Origin of the sequence: Roseateles asaccharophilus, assembly GCF_031458115.1 — a bacterium.
Classification (GTDB): Bacteria; Pseudomonadota; Gammaproteobacteria; order Burkholderiales; family Burkholderiaceae_C; genus Pelomonas; species Pelomonas asaccharophilus_A.
In genome coordinates this window covers 186009-202595 of record NZ_JAVDXV010000009.1, presented here as the reverse complement: position 1 = coordinate 202595, position 16587 = coordinate 186009, and the positions used below count along the sequence as shown (strand labels likewise).

Here is a 16587-nt window from a genome sequence, read left to right as displayed (position 1 = left end):
AAACCGGATTGTGGCCTCAGCTGCGCTTGCGGGAAGGGGGGGCGGCCACGGAGGCACGCCAGCTGACCGAGATCTCGAACTGCCGCGAGACCGGCAGCTCCATGTCGTAGCAGCGGTTCAGCAGCCAATGCAGGCCTGCCAGCGCCACCTCGCGGCTGGGCACGTGCACCGAGGTCAGCCGCGGCGCCGCGAATTCGGCGCTGGGAGAGTCGTCATAGCCCAGCACCGAAACCTCGTGCGGCACCGACAAGCCGCGCTCCTGGAAATGCGCCAGAAGGCCGATGGCCATCTCGTCGTTGGCGCAGAACACGGCGGTGGGCCGCTTCTTCTGCGCCAGCAGCGCGCCGGCGGCGTCCCAGCCGGCATGGTTGGAGAAGTCGCCGGGCAGCGTCTGCACGCGGGAGATATCCAGCCCGCGCTGCGCCAGCTCGCCCATGAAGCCGCCCAGGCGCGCCACGTTGTCGGGCGACGTGGTGGGGCCGGAGATGACGGCGATGTCCTTGTGCTTGTGCTGCAGCAGCGCGCGTGCGGCCTGCACGCCGCCCTGCACGTGGTCGGCCGTGAAGCACTGGTCCTTGATGCGGTCGAAGTGCCGGTTCAGCACGACGACCTGGCGCGCCGCCGGGCCCAGCGCCTTGAGATCCTCGTCCTGCAGCGCGTTGGACAGCACGATGAGGCCGTCGCAGTCGCGGTCCAGCAGGAAGCGCATGCCGTCGTTGGTCTCGACGCGCTCGTCCTCGATGCCCTCGCCGAACGCCACCACCATGTGCAGGCCGTTGGTGCGCAGCACCGTGTCGATGACGCGCAGGATGGGCGTGTAGAAAGTGCCGCGCAGGAAGGGGATGTAGACGCCGATCAGCTTGGACGTGCCGGCGCCCAGCGAGCGCGCGGCGTGCGACGGCCGGAACTTCAGCTGCGCGATGACCTTGCGCACGCGCTCGGCCGTGGCCGGCGCGACGGAACCGTTTCCGCTGATGACGCGCGACGCGGTGCCCACGCCCACGCCCGCCAGTCGCGCTACATCCTTGATCGTTGCCATGCGTCCTCTTCCTCGAACGCGGCGGATTGGATCACAGCGGGCAGATCGGAGCGGGGTCCGCCGGCTCGGGCAGCTTCTTGGGTTCGGCCTTCTCCTTGCCACTCAAGCCCCCACCCACCGGCCACCAGGGCTTGGCCTCGCGCGTGCTGAACTGGCAGGGGCCTGCCGGCCAGGGGAAGGACAGCCGGCCCGTGAACCCGGGCCAGGCCTTGTCGTCGTCCGGCGCCACCAGCACGTCCACAAGGCCCGCGCCTTCTGTGCCGGGCAGCCAGGCGGCGACGAGGGCGTCGCTGCGGTTGGCCAGGTCGTTCACGTACAGCGGCCGGCCCGAGTACAGCACCGTGACCACCGGCGCGCCGCGGCCGGCGACCTTCTGCAGCACGGCCAGGTCTTCGGGATAGCGCTTGCTGTGGCGCAGGTTCTCGGTGATGCGGATGTCGCCCTCGCCCTCGGCGTAGGGCGCCTCGCCGATGACGGCGACGACGGCGTCGAAGCGGGCCGGGTCGTGCTGGCTGCCGTCCACGTCGAACGTGACCTGGACCGCGCCCAGCCGCTGGCGCAGCGCGGCCAGCAGCGTGGTGCCCTGCGGGAAGTCGGCGTTGCTCGCGTCGCGCGCCTGCCAGCTGACGCTCCAGCCGCCTGCCTGCTTGGCCATGCTGTCGGCCGCCGCGCCCACCACCAGCACGCGCGCCGTACGCTTGAGCGGCAGCAGACCGGGCTTGTGCTTGAGCAGCACCAGCGACTCGCGCACCGCGCGGCGTGCCAGTTCGGGCGCCTGCAGCGCCTCCACCGTGGCAGGCACGCTGGACGCGATCGCCATGCTGAACTTCACGCGCAGGATGCGGCGCACCGCGTCGTCCAGCCGCGCCATGGGGATGCGGCCCTGTTCCACGGCGCGGACCGTGTTGTCGTGGAAAGCCTTCCAGTGGAAGGGCACCATGACGATGTCGATGCCGGCATTGATGGCGGCGGGGCAGTCCTCGTTGCGGCAGCCGGCCACCTGGCCCACGCCGTCCCAGTCGCTGACGATGAGGCCGTCGAACGCCAGCCGCTCCTTCAGCACGCCGGTCAGCAGCGTCTTGTTGCCGTGCATCTTGCCGTGCTCGACATAGCCGGCCGTGTCGGTCCAGCTGTTGAACGAGGCCATCGCCGTCAGCACGCCGGCGTCCAGCGCGCCGAGGTAGCCGGCGCCGTGCACCTGTGCCAGTTCGGTGGGCGTGGTCTGCGCGACGCCTTGATCGATGCCGCGCCGCGTGCCGCCGTCGGCGATGTAGTGCTTGGCCGTGGCGAGCACGCCGCGGCCGTCCTTCAGACCGTCCTGCAGGCCTTCCACGGCCGCTTGGCCCAGCTTGCGAATCAGCGCCGGGTCGCTGCCGAAGCTCTCGTAGGTGCGGCCCCAGCGCACGTCCTGCACGACGGCCAGCGTGGGCGCGAAGGTCCAGTGCAGGCCCGACGCGCGCACCGCGCGGGCGGTAGCGCGGCCGATGTCGCGCACCAGGTCGGCGTTGCGCGTCGCGCCCAGGCCGATGTTGTGCGGGAACAGCGTGGCGCCGCGCACGTTGTTGTGACCGTGGACCGCGTCGGTGCCCCAGATCAGCGGGATGCCCGGCGTGGCCTGCAACGCCGCGGCCTGGAACTGCTCGGACAAAGCCTTCCACTGCGCCGGCGTGGCCGCGCGGTCATTGCCCGGCCAGCCGCCACCGCCGTTCAGCACGGTGCCGATCGCGTACTCGCGAACCTGGTCCGGCGTGATCGCGCGGATCTCGGGCTGCACGATCTGGCCCACCTTCTGGCGCAGGCTCAAGGTCTTCAGCGCGGCCTCCACGCGCGCTTCCAGCGCGGCGTCGCGCTGCGGCTGGCGGGCCGGCCAGGCCTGCAAAATGGCATCGGTTCCATCGGCATGGGAGCCTGCGACCGCCAGCAGCAGCGTCGCGGCGAGGAAAAGAGGTTTCTGTCTCATCGTTATTGCCTTCATCGGGGACGCGACGGTAGTGGCTGAAGCAAAAAAACGTCAACCCCTGGGCGTGTTCTGTTGACAAGGTATTTGCCGGCCGATTAGATTTGCGCCGCGTTTGGAACCGGTTCCACACTTTCGCAAGTGAGGCCGATATCCAGACCGGCGAACAAGACGAACCAGATCCAGGAGACAAACAAATGAACCGCTCCATCCTGCGGCCACAGGTGCCTGCTCAGCGCCTGCGCCTCACCCCCGTCGCCGCGGCGGCGCTGCTGTGCGTGCCGCTGCTGGCGGCCGCGCAGGCCGCACCGGCCACCGAGCAGAAGCTGGAAACCGTCACGGTGACGGGCTTCCGCGCCAGCCTCGAGTCGTCCATCAGCACCAAGCGCAATGCCGACGCCATCGTGGAGGCCATCTCGGCCGAGGACATCGGCAAGCTGCCCGACGTGTCCATCGCCGACGCGATTTCGCGCCTGCCGGGCCTGACGGCCCAGCGCGTGGCCGGGCGCTCGTCGGTCATCAGCATCCGCGGCATGGCGCCGCGCTACGGCGTGACGCTGCTCAACGGCCGCGAGATCGTGTCCACCGGCGACAACCGCTCGGTGGAATACGACCAGTTCCCCAGCGAGCTGATCAACGCGGCCACCGTCTACAAGACGCCCGATCCCAGTCTGTCGGCGCAAGGCCTGTCGGGCACCGTCAACATGAAGACGCTGCGCCCGCTGGACTTCGGCAAGACACAGACCGTCATCGGCGGCCGCGTGGAGCGCAACTCCAACGGCTCGCTGAACCCCGAGATCTCGGGCAACGGCAACCGGCTCAGCGCGTCCTATGTGACGCAGTCGGCCGACCGCACCTGGGGCGCGGCCGTGGGCTTCGCCCATCTGGATTCGCCCAACCAGGAGAAGCACTACAAGAGCTGGTGGTGGGCCAACACCAGCGTCTGGGGCTCGCCGCTACCGGGCACGCCGACGGACTCCGTCGCGCTGCAGGGCTTCGAGCTGGGCGCCGCGTCATCTCGCCAGAAGCGCGACGGCCTGATGGCCGTGCTGGAGTACAAGCCCGGCAACGGCTTGCACAGCACGCTGGACCTGTACTACTCCAAGTTCGACCAGACCGAGGCGCGCCGCACGGTGATGGCCGACATGTCGGTCTGGGCCGGCGCGAGCTGGAGCGGCGCGCAGACCACCGTCGTCAACGGCGACAAGCTGGTCACGGGCGGCACGGTCAACAACGTGAACCCGGTGGCGCTGACGACCTTCAACAAGCGCAAGGACGACATCCGCGCGCTGGGCTGGAACAACGAGCTGAAGCTGGCCGACTGGAAGCTGGTGGCGGACCTGAGCTGGTCCAAGGCCAAGCGCACGGAGCAGAACGCCGAGCTGGCGGCCGGCTCGCCCACGCGGGTCAGCCTGGGCCTGGCCAACATCGCCAGCGGCGACGGCATCTCCACCTTCAATCCGACCTTCGACTACGGCGACGGCAGCAAGGTCATGCTGACCGACCCGCCGGGCTGGGGCCGTGACGGCCGCAGCCAGTTCCCCAAGGTGGGCGACGAGATCAAGGCGCTCAAGCTCAGCGCCGGCCGCACGTTCGACGGCTTCCTCAGCAGCATCGAGGGCGGGCTGGACTACTCCGAGCGCGACAAGAGCATGAACCGCACGGAGGTCTACTACAACCTGAAGAACAACCGCGCGCCGGTGCTCATCCCCGCCAACCTGCTGCACACCCCCACCGACCTCAGCTTTGCCCGCAGCCCTATCCGCATGGTCAATTTCGACCTGCCGAGCGCGCTGGGCCTGTACGACGTGGTGCCGTCCTCCGCCGACCAGGCGCCGGGCCGCATCTGGTCGGTGCATGAAAAGGTCACGGCCGCGCACGCCAAGCTGGGCTTCGACGCCGAGTGGGGCGTGCCGCTGCGCGGCAGCCTGGGCCTGCGCGTGGTACACGCCAAGCAGTGGAGCAACGGCATGCTGTGGAACACCCGCACCAACCAGAGCGATCCGATGACCGGCGGCACCAGCTACACCGATGTGTTGCCCAGCATCAACCTCGCGGCCGACCTGACGGAGCGCACCGTGCTGCGATTCGGCGCGGCCAAGGTGCTGGCGCGGCCCAACATGGAAGACATGCGCGCCGGCTTCTCCGGCATCACCGTGGGCGAGCAGGACCGCCGCTGGTCCGCCAACGGCGGCAATGCCAAGCTGGAACCGTGGCGCGCCGACGCGGTGGACCTGTCTGTCGAGCACTACTTCAGCAAGCGCAGCTATGTGGCGGCGGCGGTGTTCCACAAGCACATCACCAACTTCGTCTACGGCCAGGGCATTCCGTTCGACTTCACCGGCTTCCCCAACCCGACGCAGTGGACGCCGCAGAGCAACATCGGCACGTTGAACACGCAGGCCAACGGCCAGGGCGGCATGATCGCCGGCACCGAGCTCAGCGGCTCGCTGGACGCCGGCCTCATCAGCCCGGCGCTGGACGGCATCGGCGTGAGCTTCAGCTACTCCAACACGCGCAGCTCGCTGCACGAGGAGAACAACGTCAGCAAGCCGCTGGACGGCCTGTCGGGCGTGGCGACCAACTTCACCGTGTACTACGAGCGCAACGGCATCTCGGCCCGCATCGGCAGCCGCCACCGTTCGCCGTTCGTCACGACGGTGCGCGGCACCTTCGGCGAGAACGTGCCCAGCATGATCTCCGGCGAGACCATCATCGATGCGCAGATCGGCTACGCGTTCGAGACTGGTGCGCTGCAAGGCCTGTCGCTGACACTGCAGGTCAACAACCTGCGTGACCGGCCGTACCGCACGCGGGTGGGCATCTCGTCCGGCGCGAGCGACCCGAACTCCACGCTGCCTGAGCGCTTCACCTCCTACGGGCGCCAGTTGTTGCTGGGCGGCACGTACAAGTTCTAAGTTCCCGTTTTCCTTTCTGAACCCGCGCCGGCTTGCACGCCGGCGCCCCTACATCCGAAGCATGAGCTCCAACAACGCCCCGAACCGAAAAGACTTCCCCGCCGACTTCCGTTGGGGCGTGTCCACCTCATCCTTCCAGATCGAAGGCGCCGGCCGCGAGGACGGCAAGGGCGAGTCCATCTGGGACCGCTTCTGCAGCGAGCCCGGCCGCATCCGCGACGGCTCCAACGGTCTGGTCGCCTGCGACCACTACCACCTGTTCCCGCAGGACCTGGACATGGCCAAGCAGTTGGGCGTCAACGCCTACCGCTTCTCCATCGCCTGGCCGCGCATCCTCCCCAACGGCCGCGGCGCCGTGAACGAGGCCGGCCTGGCCTTCTACGACCGGCTGGTGGACGGCATGCTGGAACGCGGACTGGACCCGTGGTGCACGCTTTACCACTGGGACCTGCCGCAGGCGCTGCAGGAGCAGGGCGGCTGGACCTCGCGCGACACGGTGGCGGCCTTCCTGGAGTACACCGACGTCGTCACGCGCCGGCTGGGCGACCGCGTCAAGCACTGGATCACGCACAACGAACCGTGGTGCTCCTGCATGATGGGCTACTGGGAGGGCGTGCACGCGCCGGGCGGCACCAGCCTGGCCGACGGCATGCAGGCCTGCCACCACGTGCTGCTGTCGCACGGCCAGGCCATCCCGCTGATCCGCAAGAACTCGGGCGGCGCCAAGGTAGGCATCACGCTCAGCCTGCATCCCATCAGCGCCGCCTCCGACAGCCCAGAGGACCTGGCGGCCGCCCGACGCCACGACGGCCTGCGAAACCGCTGGTTCCTGGACCCGCTGTTCGGCCGTGGCTATCCGGCCGATACGCTGGAACTGCTGGGCGCTGCAGCTCCAAAGGTTCAGCCGGGCGACCTGAACGACATCGCCGCGGCGACCGACTTCCTTGGCGTGAACTACTACTTCCCCGAGATGGTGGCCGACGATCCGCAGGGTAGCCACAGCCCGATGCGCGCCAGGCTGGTTGATCGCGAAGGGGTGGAACGCACCGGCTTCGGCTGGGAGGTGTCGCCGCAGGGCCTGGTCGATCTGCTCACCCGCATCCAGCGTGACTACAACCCTGCCGTCATCCAGTTGACCGAGAACGGCTCCACCTTCGAGGATGTGCTCACGCCCGAGGGCCGCGTGCACGACACCCAGCGCCTGTCGTACCTCCAGCGCCACCTGGCGGCTCTCAAGCAGGCCGTGGACGCCGGCGTGCCGGTGAAGGGCTACTTCGCGTGGAGCCTGCTGGACAACTTCGAATGGGCCGAGGGCTACCTGCGCCGCTTCGGCATTGCCTATGTGGACTACCCGACGCAGCGACGCATCCTGAAGGACAGCGGCCTCTGGTATGGGCAGTTTCTGAACGAATAATTAAAGACGGCAAGCCCGTATTTAGGCGGGAACACGCAGTTTCTAAATGAAAAATTACAGGGTCCACCCTCAGACATGAAGGTGGCGTCCCAAGAGACACTGCGCCCCGCCATCCACAAGATCCGGAGACAAGATGAAGTACCGCCGCCACGCCCTGGCCGCCCTGGCACTCGCCGCCGCTGCGCTGCCCGCCCATGCCCAGCTCAAGGCCGAGGTCATCCACTGGTGGACGTCCGGCGGCGAGTCTGCCGCGGCGAAGACGCTGGCCGATGCCTACAAGGCCCAGGGCGGCCTGTGGGTGGACACCGCCGTCGCCCTGGGCGAGCAGGCCCGCTCGGTGGCCATCAACCGCATCGCCGGCGGCAATCCGCCGACCGCCGCGCAGTTCAACACCACCCAGCAGTTCCGCGACATCGTCGACCAGGGCCTGCTGAACAACGTCGACGAAGTCGCCAAGCGCGACGGCTGGGACAAGTTCCTGCCCGAGACCGTGCTGCAGGCCATCCGCGTGAACGGCCACTACTACGCGGCGCCGGTCAACATCCACAACATGACCTGGTTCTGGTTCTCCAAGGCCGCCTTCAAGAAGGCCGGCATCGCGGAGGAGCCCAAGACCTTCGACGAACTGTTTGCCGCGCTGGACAAGCTCAAGGCCGCCGGCTTGGTGCCGCTGGCCCACGGCGGCCAGCCCTGGCAGGACGGCATCGTCTTCACCGCCACGCTGGCCCACTTCGGCGGCCGCGACCTGTACCTGAAGGTCTTCCGCGACCGCGACCCCAAGGCCATCCTGGGCGAAGACTTCAAGAAGGTGCTGCTGGCCTACAAGAAGCTGCAGAGCTACACCGACAAGGGCTCGCCCGGCCGCAACTGGAACGACGCCACGGCCATGCTCATCAACGGCCGTGCCGGCGTGCAGATCATGGGCGATTGGGCCAAGGGCGAGTTCGCCCAGGCCAAGCAGGAAGCCGGCAAGGACTACGGCTGCGCACCCGGCTTCGGCCCCAAGGCGCCCTACATCATCCAGGGCGACGTGATGGTCTTCCCCAAGACAGCCAAGCCCGACCAGGTCAAGGCCCAGCAGCTGCTGGCCAGCGTCATCACGCAGCCGGCCACGCAGGTCGCGTTCAGCATCAAGAAGGGCTCCATCCCCATCCGCACCGACGTGGACGTCAGCAAGATGGACGTCTGCGCCCAGATGGGCGTGGCCGCGATGAAGGACAAGTCGCGCCACCTGGCCAACGGCGAGATCTTCATCACGCCCGACCAGAACGGGGCGCTGCAGGACGTGCTGACCAGCTACTGGAACCGCAACGTGCCGGTCGAGAAGGTCCAGAAGGACATCGTCTCGGCCCTCAGGAACTGACGATGAAACGCCGTGGCCTCGCGGCCTGGGGTGCGCTGCTGCCCCTGGCCGTCATCGTCGGTGTCGGCTATGTCGGCACCGTGCTGTGGACGTTGCGCACGTCCATGTCCAGCTCGCGCACCTTCCCCAAGGACGACTTCGTCGGTCTGCAGCAGTTCGAGCGCCTGCTGGACAACGAGCGCTGGATGCTGGCCATCCACAACCTCGCGGTCTATGGCGTGCTCTACATCGTGGCGGCCATGCTGATCGGCTTCCTGCTGGCCGTCTTCATCGACCAGAAGGTGCGTGGCGAGGGCGTGCTGCGCACCGCCTTCCTGTACCCGTACGCGATGTCCTTCGTCGCGACCGGCCTGGTCTGGCAATGGGTGCTGAACCCCGACAGCGGCCTGCAGAACGCGATGCAGCAGCTGGGCTGGACAACGTTCCAGTTCGACTGGATCGTCGATCAGGACATGGTCATCTACACGGTGGTCATCGCCGGGACCTGGCAAGGCGCGGGGCTGGTCATGGCGCTGATGCTGGCGGGCCTGCGCGGCATCGACGAAGAGATCTGGAAGGCCGCGCGGCTGGACGGCATCCCGACCTGGCGCGTCTACCTGTCCGTCGTGCTGCCCATGATGGGCCCGACGCTGGCCACCGTCTTCACGCTGCTGGCCGTCAGCGTCGTCAAGGTGTTCGACACCGTCGTCGCGATGACGCAGGGCGGCCCGGGCAACGCCAGCGACGTGCCGGCCAAGTTCATCATGGACCACCTGTTCGGCCGCGCCAACCTGGGCCTGGCCTCTGCAGGTGCGGTGATGCTGCTGCTGACGGTGCTGGCCCTGGTCGCGCCACTGGCCTATGCCCGCTCGCGTCAGAAGACGCAGGGAGGCCATTGATGAGCAAGAAGCGCAAACCCACGGCACTGTGGGCCCGCATCGGCATCTACGCCTTCCTGGGCGCCGCCGCGGTGTTCTTCCTGCTGCCGCTGTACGTGATGTTGACGACCTCGTTCAAGACCATGGACGAGATCCGTCTGGGCCAGATCTTCGCGCTGCCGTCCTCCGTCACCTTCGACGCCTGGCGCGCGGCATGGAGCGAGGCCTGCACCGGCGTCAGCTGCGAAGGCGTGCGCGGCGGATTCTGGAACTCCGTCACCATCGCCGTGCCGTCCGTCGTGCTGCCCATCCTGCTGGGCGCGATCAACGGCTATGCACTGAGCTGGTGGAAGCCCAAAGGCGGCGAATGGCTGTTCGGCCTGCTGATGATGGGCGCCTTCATCCCCATCCAGGTGATGATCTACCCGCTCGTCAAGCTGGAGGCCGCCATCGGCATCTACAGCAGCCTGCCCGGCATCGTCGTCGTGCACCTGGTGTTCGCGATGCCCATCATGACGCTGCTGTTCCGCAACTACTACGCAGGCCTGCCGGCCGAGCTGTTCAAGGCGGCGCGCGTGGATGGCGGCGGCTTCTGGCGCATCTTCGTGCAGCTGGTGCTGCCGATGTCCACGCCCATGCTCATCGTCGCGGCCATCATGCAGATCACTGGTGTGTGGAACGACTACATCCTGGGCCTGACCTTCGCCGGCCGCGAGAACCAGCCGATGACTGTGCAGCTCAACAACGTCATCAACACGACGACCGGCGAGCGCCTCTACAACCTCAACATGGCCGCGACCATCCTGACGTCGGCGGTGCCATTGTTGGTCTATCTGATCTCTGGCCGCTGGTTCGTCCGTGGCATTGCTGCGGGAGCCGTGAAATGACCCACCCCCTACGCGCTTCGCGCGCCCCCTCAAGGGGGCACTGCCAGTGGACTGGCAAAGCCGGTTCCACGGCAGTCGCTGGGTTTCTGATCGGTGATCGCAACCCGTTGGCCGTTTTCTCCAACAACATCAAGCAGCGTTGAGCATGAGCGGCGTCAATATTCAAGGTCTGAGCATCAAGTTCGGCCACAACGAGGTCATCAAGGGCCTGGACCTGCAGGTCCACGAGGGCGAGTTCCTCGTGCTGCTGGGCCCGTCGGGCTGCGGCAAGTCCACGCTGCTGCACAGCATCGCCGGCCTCATCGACGTCAGCGGCGGCAGCATCCACATCGGCGGCACCGACATGACCGACGCCGAGCCCAGCGAGCGCGGCATCGGCATGGTGTTCCAGAGCTATGCGCTGTACCCGACGATGACCGTCGAGAAGAACATGAGCTTCGGCCTGCGCGTTGCCGGCACGCCCAAGGCCGAGATCCAGCGTCGCGTGGACAAGGCCGCGGCCATGCTGCAGCTGACACCGCTGCTGGACCGCAAGCCGGCCCAGCTGTCCGGCGGCCAGCGCCAGCGCGTGGCCATCGGCCGGGCGCTGGTGCGCGAGGCCGGCGTGTTCCTGTTCGACGAGCCGCTGTCCAACCTCGACGCCAAGCTGCGCGCCGAACTGCGCCGCGAGCTGAAGCTGCTGCACCAGAACCTCGGCAGCACGATGGTCTACGTGACCCACGACCAGGTCGAGGCGATGACGCTGGCCTCGCGCATCGTCGTCATGAAGAGCGGCGTCATCCAGCAGATCGGCACGCCGGCCGAGGTCTACGAGCGGCCGGCCAACCTGTTCGTCGCCGGCTTCCTTGGCGCACCGGCCATCAACCTGGTGCCCGCCACGGTAGCCGCCGACGGCCAATCGCTGGAAGGCGTGCTGCCGCTGCGGCTGCCCACCGGCCGCGCCAAGGCCGGCCAGCAACTGGTGCTGGGCATACGCCCGGAGCACGTGCGCCTGCAGTCCGACGGCCGCTGGCGCGCGACGGTGCAGCTGGTCGAGCCCATGGGCAACCACCAGGTGGTCTGGATGCAACTGGGCACGCTGACGATGTCCGTGCTGGTCCACGACGGCCGCCGCATCGCGATGGGCGACGTGCTGGCCTTCGATATCGACGAGACCGCGCTGGGCGTCTTCGACGCCACGACCGAGCAGCGCATCTAAGAGACTCTAGCCAGGAGACAACATGAAGACAGCCGTTCTCGCGCTGGTGGCAGCCATTGCCTGCAGTGCTAACGCACAAACTGTGCGTGCTCATCTGACCACGGCGGACAAGCAGCATCTGCTCGCACCCAGTGCCGTCATGGCACCGGTGGCCAAGGCCGATGTCGTCATCCGCATCGACCCGAAGCGCCGTCACCAGCGCATGGCCGGCTTCGGCGCCGCCATCACCGAGGGCTCCGCCTGGCTGATCCGCCACGGCATGAGTCCGTCGCAGCGAGACGCGCTGATGAAGGAGCTGTTCACCCGCGAAGGCGGCGGCGTAGGCTTCGACCTGACGCGGCTGACCATTGGCGCGTCCGACTTTTCGCGCCGCCACTACAGCTTGAACGACATGCCACCGGGCCAGACCGACCCGCAGCTGAAGCACTTCTCGCTGGCGCCCGAGCGTGAGGACGTCATCCCGGCCACCAAGCAGGCGCTGGCGCTGAACCCGCAGCTGCAGGTCATGGCTTCGCCGTGGAGCGCGCCGGGCTGGATGAAGACCACCGACAGCCTGGTGCAGGGCCAGTTGAAGCCCGAGCACTACGGCGCGTTCGCGAAGTACATGGTGCGCTACGTCGACGAGATGAAGGCCGAGGGCGTGCCCATCTTCGCGCTGACGCTGCAAAACGAGCCGCACTTCGAGCCCGGCGACTACCCCGGCATGCGCCTGACGCCGCGCGCCCGCGCTGCCATCGTGGGCCAGCACCTGGGACCGCTGCTGAAGTCCAAGGGCATGAACACGCAGATCCTGGAGTGGGACCACAACTGGGACGAGCCCTGGAGCCCGCTGTCCATGCTGTCGGACGCGACGGCCAAGAAGTACGTGTCCGGCGTGGCCTGGCACTGCTATGCGGGCGACGTGTCCGCGCAGTCGCAGGTGGCACAGCACCACCCCGAGCTGGACGTCTGGTTCACCGAGTGCTCCGGCGGCGAATGGAAGCCGCAATGGGCCGAGACGCTGCCCTGGATGATGCGCAACCTCATCATCGGCAGCACCCGCCACGGCGCGCGTGGCGTGCTGATGTGGAACCTGGCGCTGGACCCGAAATACGGCCCGCACCTGGGCGGCTGCAAGGATTGCCGGGGCGTCGTCACCATCGACCCCAAGGACGGCGGCGTCACACGCAACATCGAGTACTACGCCTTCGGCCACGCCAGCCGCTTCGTGCGGCGCGACGCGCGGCGCGTCGAGTCGCAGGGCGGCGATGCCAGGCAGACCGGCCTGGACCACGTGGCCTTTACCAACCCCGATGGCAGCACCGTGCTCATCGTCAGCAATTCAGCCGCTCAGCCGCGAACCTTCACGGTGCAGGCGCCGGGCCGGCGCTTCGGCTACGAGCTGCCGGCCAGTGGCGTCGTGACGCTGGTCTGGTGAATTTTTCCCTGTCGCTGCGCTTGCAGCGGCGTGATTTCCGCCGCGACGGCGACGGGCCTCCACAACATGCATGGGTCATGAACGGCCAGCCTCGCTAGGATGGCCGCATGACCTGGCTGCTGTTGATCAGCTCCAGCTTGCTGCTGATGCTCGGCGTGTCCCTGCTGCTGCTGGCGAGACTGGAGCCTGCGCATCGCCACATCAGCGACTGGGGCTGGAGCCACGTCTTTCTCGCCATCGGGCTGGCCCTGGGGGTGGCCCTGGTGCCGTCCGACACCGAATCGCTGCACTACAAGGTGCAGGCGACCATCGCCACCACCTGCATCATCGCCGCGCTGGCCTGGCAACTGGCCGGTGCCAGCCGCTATCGCGGCCGGCCGTGGAACTGGCGTCGCACGTCGCCGCTGTTCGCCGGCCTGCTGCTCTTCATCCTCGCGCTGGCGATGCTGGAGCTGCGGCTGGCAGTGGTGACCTCGGCGCTGGTGCTGGCGGCGGGCAGCTTCATCGCCGCCGCTTGGCTGTGGCGCGGCGGCGAGGTGGGCGAGCGCTTTGTCGCGGGCTGCTTCGTCGCGTTGAGTCTGGTGCAGCTGAGCGGGCCGCTGATCCACCCGCTGGCGCGCTCCATCGAGACGCATGTGGCCGGCACCTATGTGCAGGTCACGCTGGCCATGGGGCTCATCCTGCTGTCGGTCCGCCGGGCCCATCGGGAGGCCACGCGCATGGGCGAGCGCCTGAGCCAGCTCTACGAGCAGTCCATGCAGGGCCTGCTGGTGCTGCGCGCGGGTCATGTCGTGTACGCCAACCCCGCCGCACTGGCGATGTTCGGCTACCGCAGCATCGACGACGTGGGCGACATTGCGTCGCGCATCGCGTCCGGCGAGCAGGAGGATTTCCGCGCCCGCTACGTTCAGCTGATGGAGCAGCGCAGCGGCCACATTTCATGGGAAGGCACCCGCTACCGCCGCGACGGCAGCGCGCTGTACCTGCGCGGCACGTCCAGCTACATCGAGTGGGAAGGGGCGCCGGCTCTGCTGGTGCTGATGCTGGACGACACCGAGCGCCAGCGCGCCAACGACGCCATGCGCCGCCAGGCCCTGCATGACGATCTGACCGACCTGCCCAACCGCCATGCGGCGCTGGGGCGCCTCACCGAGCTGACGGCGCCCGGCACCCCGGGCTTTGCGCTGCTGTCGGCCGACGTAGACCGCTTCCAGCTCGTCAACGAGAGCCTGGGCCACGAGACCGGCGATGCGTTGCTGCAGGCCATCGCCGCACGGCTGCGCGCGCCGCTGCCGCCCGACGCGATGCTGGCCCGCCTGGGGGAAGACCAGTTCCTGCTGCTGCTGCCCGGCGTCGACAGCGACGCGGCCGCCCAGCTGGCCGGGCAGCGGCTGCTGGCCCAGATGAACGCGCCGTTCACCGTGGGCCACCGTGCGCTGTACGTGCACTTGTCGGTGGGCGTGGCGCGCTTCCCCGCGCACGGCCTCAACGGCGCCTCGCTGTTGCGCGCCGCGGACATCGCCATGCACCAGGCCAAGCAACAGGCCGGCGCGGCGGCGGTCACTTTCCAACCCGGCATGTCCGCGGGCGCGAGCGGCCTGCTGGAGATTGAGCAGGCGCTGGCCGCGGCCATCGAGAACGAGGAATTCCAGCTCGACTACCAGCCCAAGTTCGCGGCCGGCACGCGTCATCTCGCAGGCTTCGAGGCGCTGGTGCGCTGGCAGCGGCCCGGCCAGGGCCGGGTCAGCCCGGCCGACTTCATTCCGGCGGCCGAGCGCACCGGTCAGATCGTCGCTCTGGGTGTGCTCATCCTGCGCCAGGCCATCGGCCATTTGCGGGCCTGGCAGCAGCAGGGCCTGGCCGTGAGGCCGGTGGCGGTGAACGTGTCGCCGCTGCAGTTCGAGGACCTGGGCTTTGCCGACTGGCTGGTGGCGCTGGTGCACGCCCACGGCCTGGCGCCGGAACTGGTGGAGGTGGAGATCACCGAGACCGCCGCGATGACGCACATGGAGCGCGTGCTGCCGCAGCTGGCGCGGCTGCGCGAGGCGGGAATGGGCGTCGCGTTCGACGACTTCGGCACCGGCCAGAGCTCGCTGACGCTGCTGCGCCGGCTGCCCATCACGACGCTGAAGCTGGACCGCAGCATGGTGGACCCGCTGCCCGAGCCGTCGGCCGGCGCCGTCGTGCGCGCCGCCTGCGTGGTGGCCGAGGCGCTGGGGCTGACCATCGTGGCCGAAGGGGTCGAGACTGAAGAACAGGCCGCCGAGGTCGAGCGGCTGGGCTGTACGCATCTGCAGGGCTGGCTGCTGGGCCGGCCGCTGCGCGTGGAGGCCGCCGAGGCACTGCTGACGCCGGCATCCCTAAAAGTGTGATGCCGGCCTGACGGGTCGGTGCGCTGGAAAGCGTTCTACAGAGGGTCAGCAACCTCGGGAGCGCAGACATGAACCCTTCATTCACCACCCGCCGGGGCGCCTTGCGCGCCGCGGCCGTGCAGATGGTCGTCGTGGCCACCTGTCTGGGCTGGATCGGCGCCGGCGGGCCATCCGCCGAGACCGGCCTGTGCCGCGAGGCCGCGCAGCTGGCCGGCGGCGCCGGCCGCGTGGCCGAGCAACAGCTGCTGGCCTGCGTGGCCTTGGGGCACGTGCCGCCGCAGACCGTCGCGGCGGCGTCTGCGCCTTAGCGCGCCATCACCTCGCCCATGCGGATGGCGCCGCCAGGCTGCCACGCCGGGTTGAACTGCAGGCCACTCTTCTCGAACAGCATGACGACGGTGGAGCCCAGCAGGAATCGGCCCATCTCGTCACCTTGCTTCAGGCTGACCTGGCCCGGGGTGTAGTCCCACTCGCGCACGGGACCCTTGCGGGCAATGCCGCCATGCCAGACGGTCGCCATGCTGCCCACGATGGTGGCGCCCACCAGCACCAGCACCCAGGTGCCGAGCGTGTCGTTCTCGAACACGCAGACGACGCGTTCGTTGCGCGCGAACAGCCCCGGCACGCCGCGCGCCGTCGTCGGGTTCACCGAGAACAGCGCGCCTGGCACGTGCACCATGCGCACGAGGCGGCCGTCGGACGGCATGTGGATGCGGTGGTAGTCCTTGGGGCTGAGGTAGAGGTTGGCGAACAGGCCGTCCTGGAAGCGTGCCGCCAGCTTCGCATCGCCGCCGACCAGCGCCGTCGTCGAGAACGCCTGGCCCTTGGCCTGGTAGACCTGGTCGCCCTTGATGCGGCCGACCTGGCTGATGGCGCCATCCACGGGGCAGATCAGCGGTGCCTCGGCCAGCGGCCGTGCGCCGGGCTTCAGCGCGCGGGTGAAGAAGTCGTTGAAGGTCGCGTAGGCCGCGATGCTGGGCTCGGCGGCCTCGTCCATGTTGACGCCGTAGCGTGCGACGAAGCGGCGGATGGTGGCCGTCGTCATGCCGCCGCGCGGCTTGCTCGCGATGCGCCCGGCCAGGCGGGTCATGGCGCCCTTGGGCATCAGGTATTGGGGAAGGACTTTGAGGCGCGACATAGCGTTGGCAGTGTACGAGCCGACAAT

Annotated in this window: 12 protein-coding genes; 9 read left to right on the top strand and 3 right to left on the bottom strand. The window is 68.4% G+C overall.

Annotated elements, in window-relative coordinates:
• Positions 1-16: 16 nt before the first annotated feature.
• Together J2X21_RS21855 and J2X21_RS21850 are read right to left on the bottom strand one after the other, a co-directional pair.
• A complete protein-coding gene (locus J2X21_RS21855) occupies positions 17-1039 on the bottom strand; it encodes a LacI family DNA-binding transcriptional regulator (RefSeq protein ID WP_310332172.1) in 1023 nt (340 codons plus the stop codon).
• A 31-nt stretch (positions 1040-1070) separates the two neighbouring features.
• Positions 1071-2999, bottom strand: coding sequence for a glycoside hydrolase family 3 protein (locus tag J2X21_RS21850; RefSeq protein ID WP_310332171.1), 1929 nt, complete (start codon positions 2997-2999; stop codon positions 1071-1073).
• A gap of 194 nt (positions 3000-3193) precedes the next feature.
• On the opposite strand from J2X21_RS21850, the gene J2X21_RS21845 reads away from it, so the two are divergent.
• The 9 genes from J2X21_RS21845 to J2X21_RS21805 all read left to right on the top strand — a co-directional run bounded on the left by J2X21_RS21845 (position 3194) and on the right by J2X21_RS21805 (position 15730).
• The gene (locus J2X21_RS21845) at positions 3194-5914 is read left to right on the top strand and encodes a TonB-dependent receptor (RefSeq protein ID WP_310332170.1); all 2721 of its coding nucleotides are present in this window, start codon (positions 3194-3196) and stop codon (positions 5912-5914) included.
• A 61-nt stretch (positions 5915-5975) separates the two neighbouring features.
• Positions 5976-7328, top strand: a complete 1353-nt coding sequence (locus tag J2X21_RS21840) for a GH1 family beta-glucosidase (protein ID WP_310332169.1) — start codon at positions 5976-5978, stop codon at positions 7326-7328.
• Positions 7329-7461: 133 nt separating this feature from the next.
• Entirely contained in the window at positions 7462-8691 is a 1230-nt protein-coding gene (locus tag J2X21_RS21835; RefSeq protein WP_310332167.1) for an ABC transporter substrate-binding protein, read from the top strand.
• A 2-nt stretch (positions 8692-8693) separates the two neighbouring features.
• Positions 8694-9569, top strand: coding sequence for a carbohydrate ABC transporter permease (locus J2X21_RS21830; protein WP_310332164.1), 876 nt, complete (start codon positions 8694-8696; stop codon positions 9567-9569).
• A complete protein-coding gene (locus J2X21_RS21825) occupies positions 9569-10435 on the top strand; it encodes a carbohydrate ABC transporter permease (RefSeq protein ID WP_310332163.1) in 867 nt (288 codons plus the stop codon). The genes J2X21_RS21830 and J2X21_RS21825 overlap by 1 nt, the downstream gene beginning before the upstream one ends.
• Positions 10436-10580: 145 nt before the next feature.
• Positions 10581-11633 (top strand): ABC transporter ATP-binding protein, encoded by a 1053-nt coding sequence (locus J2X21_RS21820; RefSeq protein ID WP_310332161.1) that lies wholly within the window; start codon positions 10581-10583, stop codon positions 11631-11633.
• Positions 11634-11655: 22 nt separating this feature from the next.
• A complete protein-coding gene (locus tag J2X21_RS21815) occupies positions 11656-13050 on the top strand; it encodes a glycoside hydrolase family 30 protein (protein WP_310332159.1) in 1395 nt (464 codons plus the stop codon).
• Positions 13051-13157: 107 nt separating this feature from the next.
• Entirely contained in the window at positions 13158-15422 is a 2265-nt protein-coding gene (locus J2X21_RS21810; protein ID WP_310332157.1) for a putative bifunctional diguanylate cyclase/phosphodiesterase, read from the top strand.
• 68 nt (positions 15423-15490) lie between these two features.
• Positions 15491-15730 (top strand): hypothetical protein, encoded by a 240-nt coding sequence (locus J2X21_RS21805; protein ID WP_310332155.1) that lies wholly within the window; start codon positions 15491-15493, stop codon positions 15728-15730.
• Here the strand turns inward: J2X21_RS21805 and asd are convergent.
• Entirely contained in the window at positions 15727-16560 is an 834-nt protein-coding gene (asd, locus tag J2X21_RS21800; RefSeq protein WP_310332153.1) for an archaetidylserine decarboxylase, read from the bottom strand. The two genes, J2X21_RS21805 and asd, sit on opposite strands and share 4 nt — an antisense overlap.
• Positions 16561-16587 lie beyond the last annotated feature (27 nt).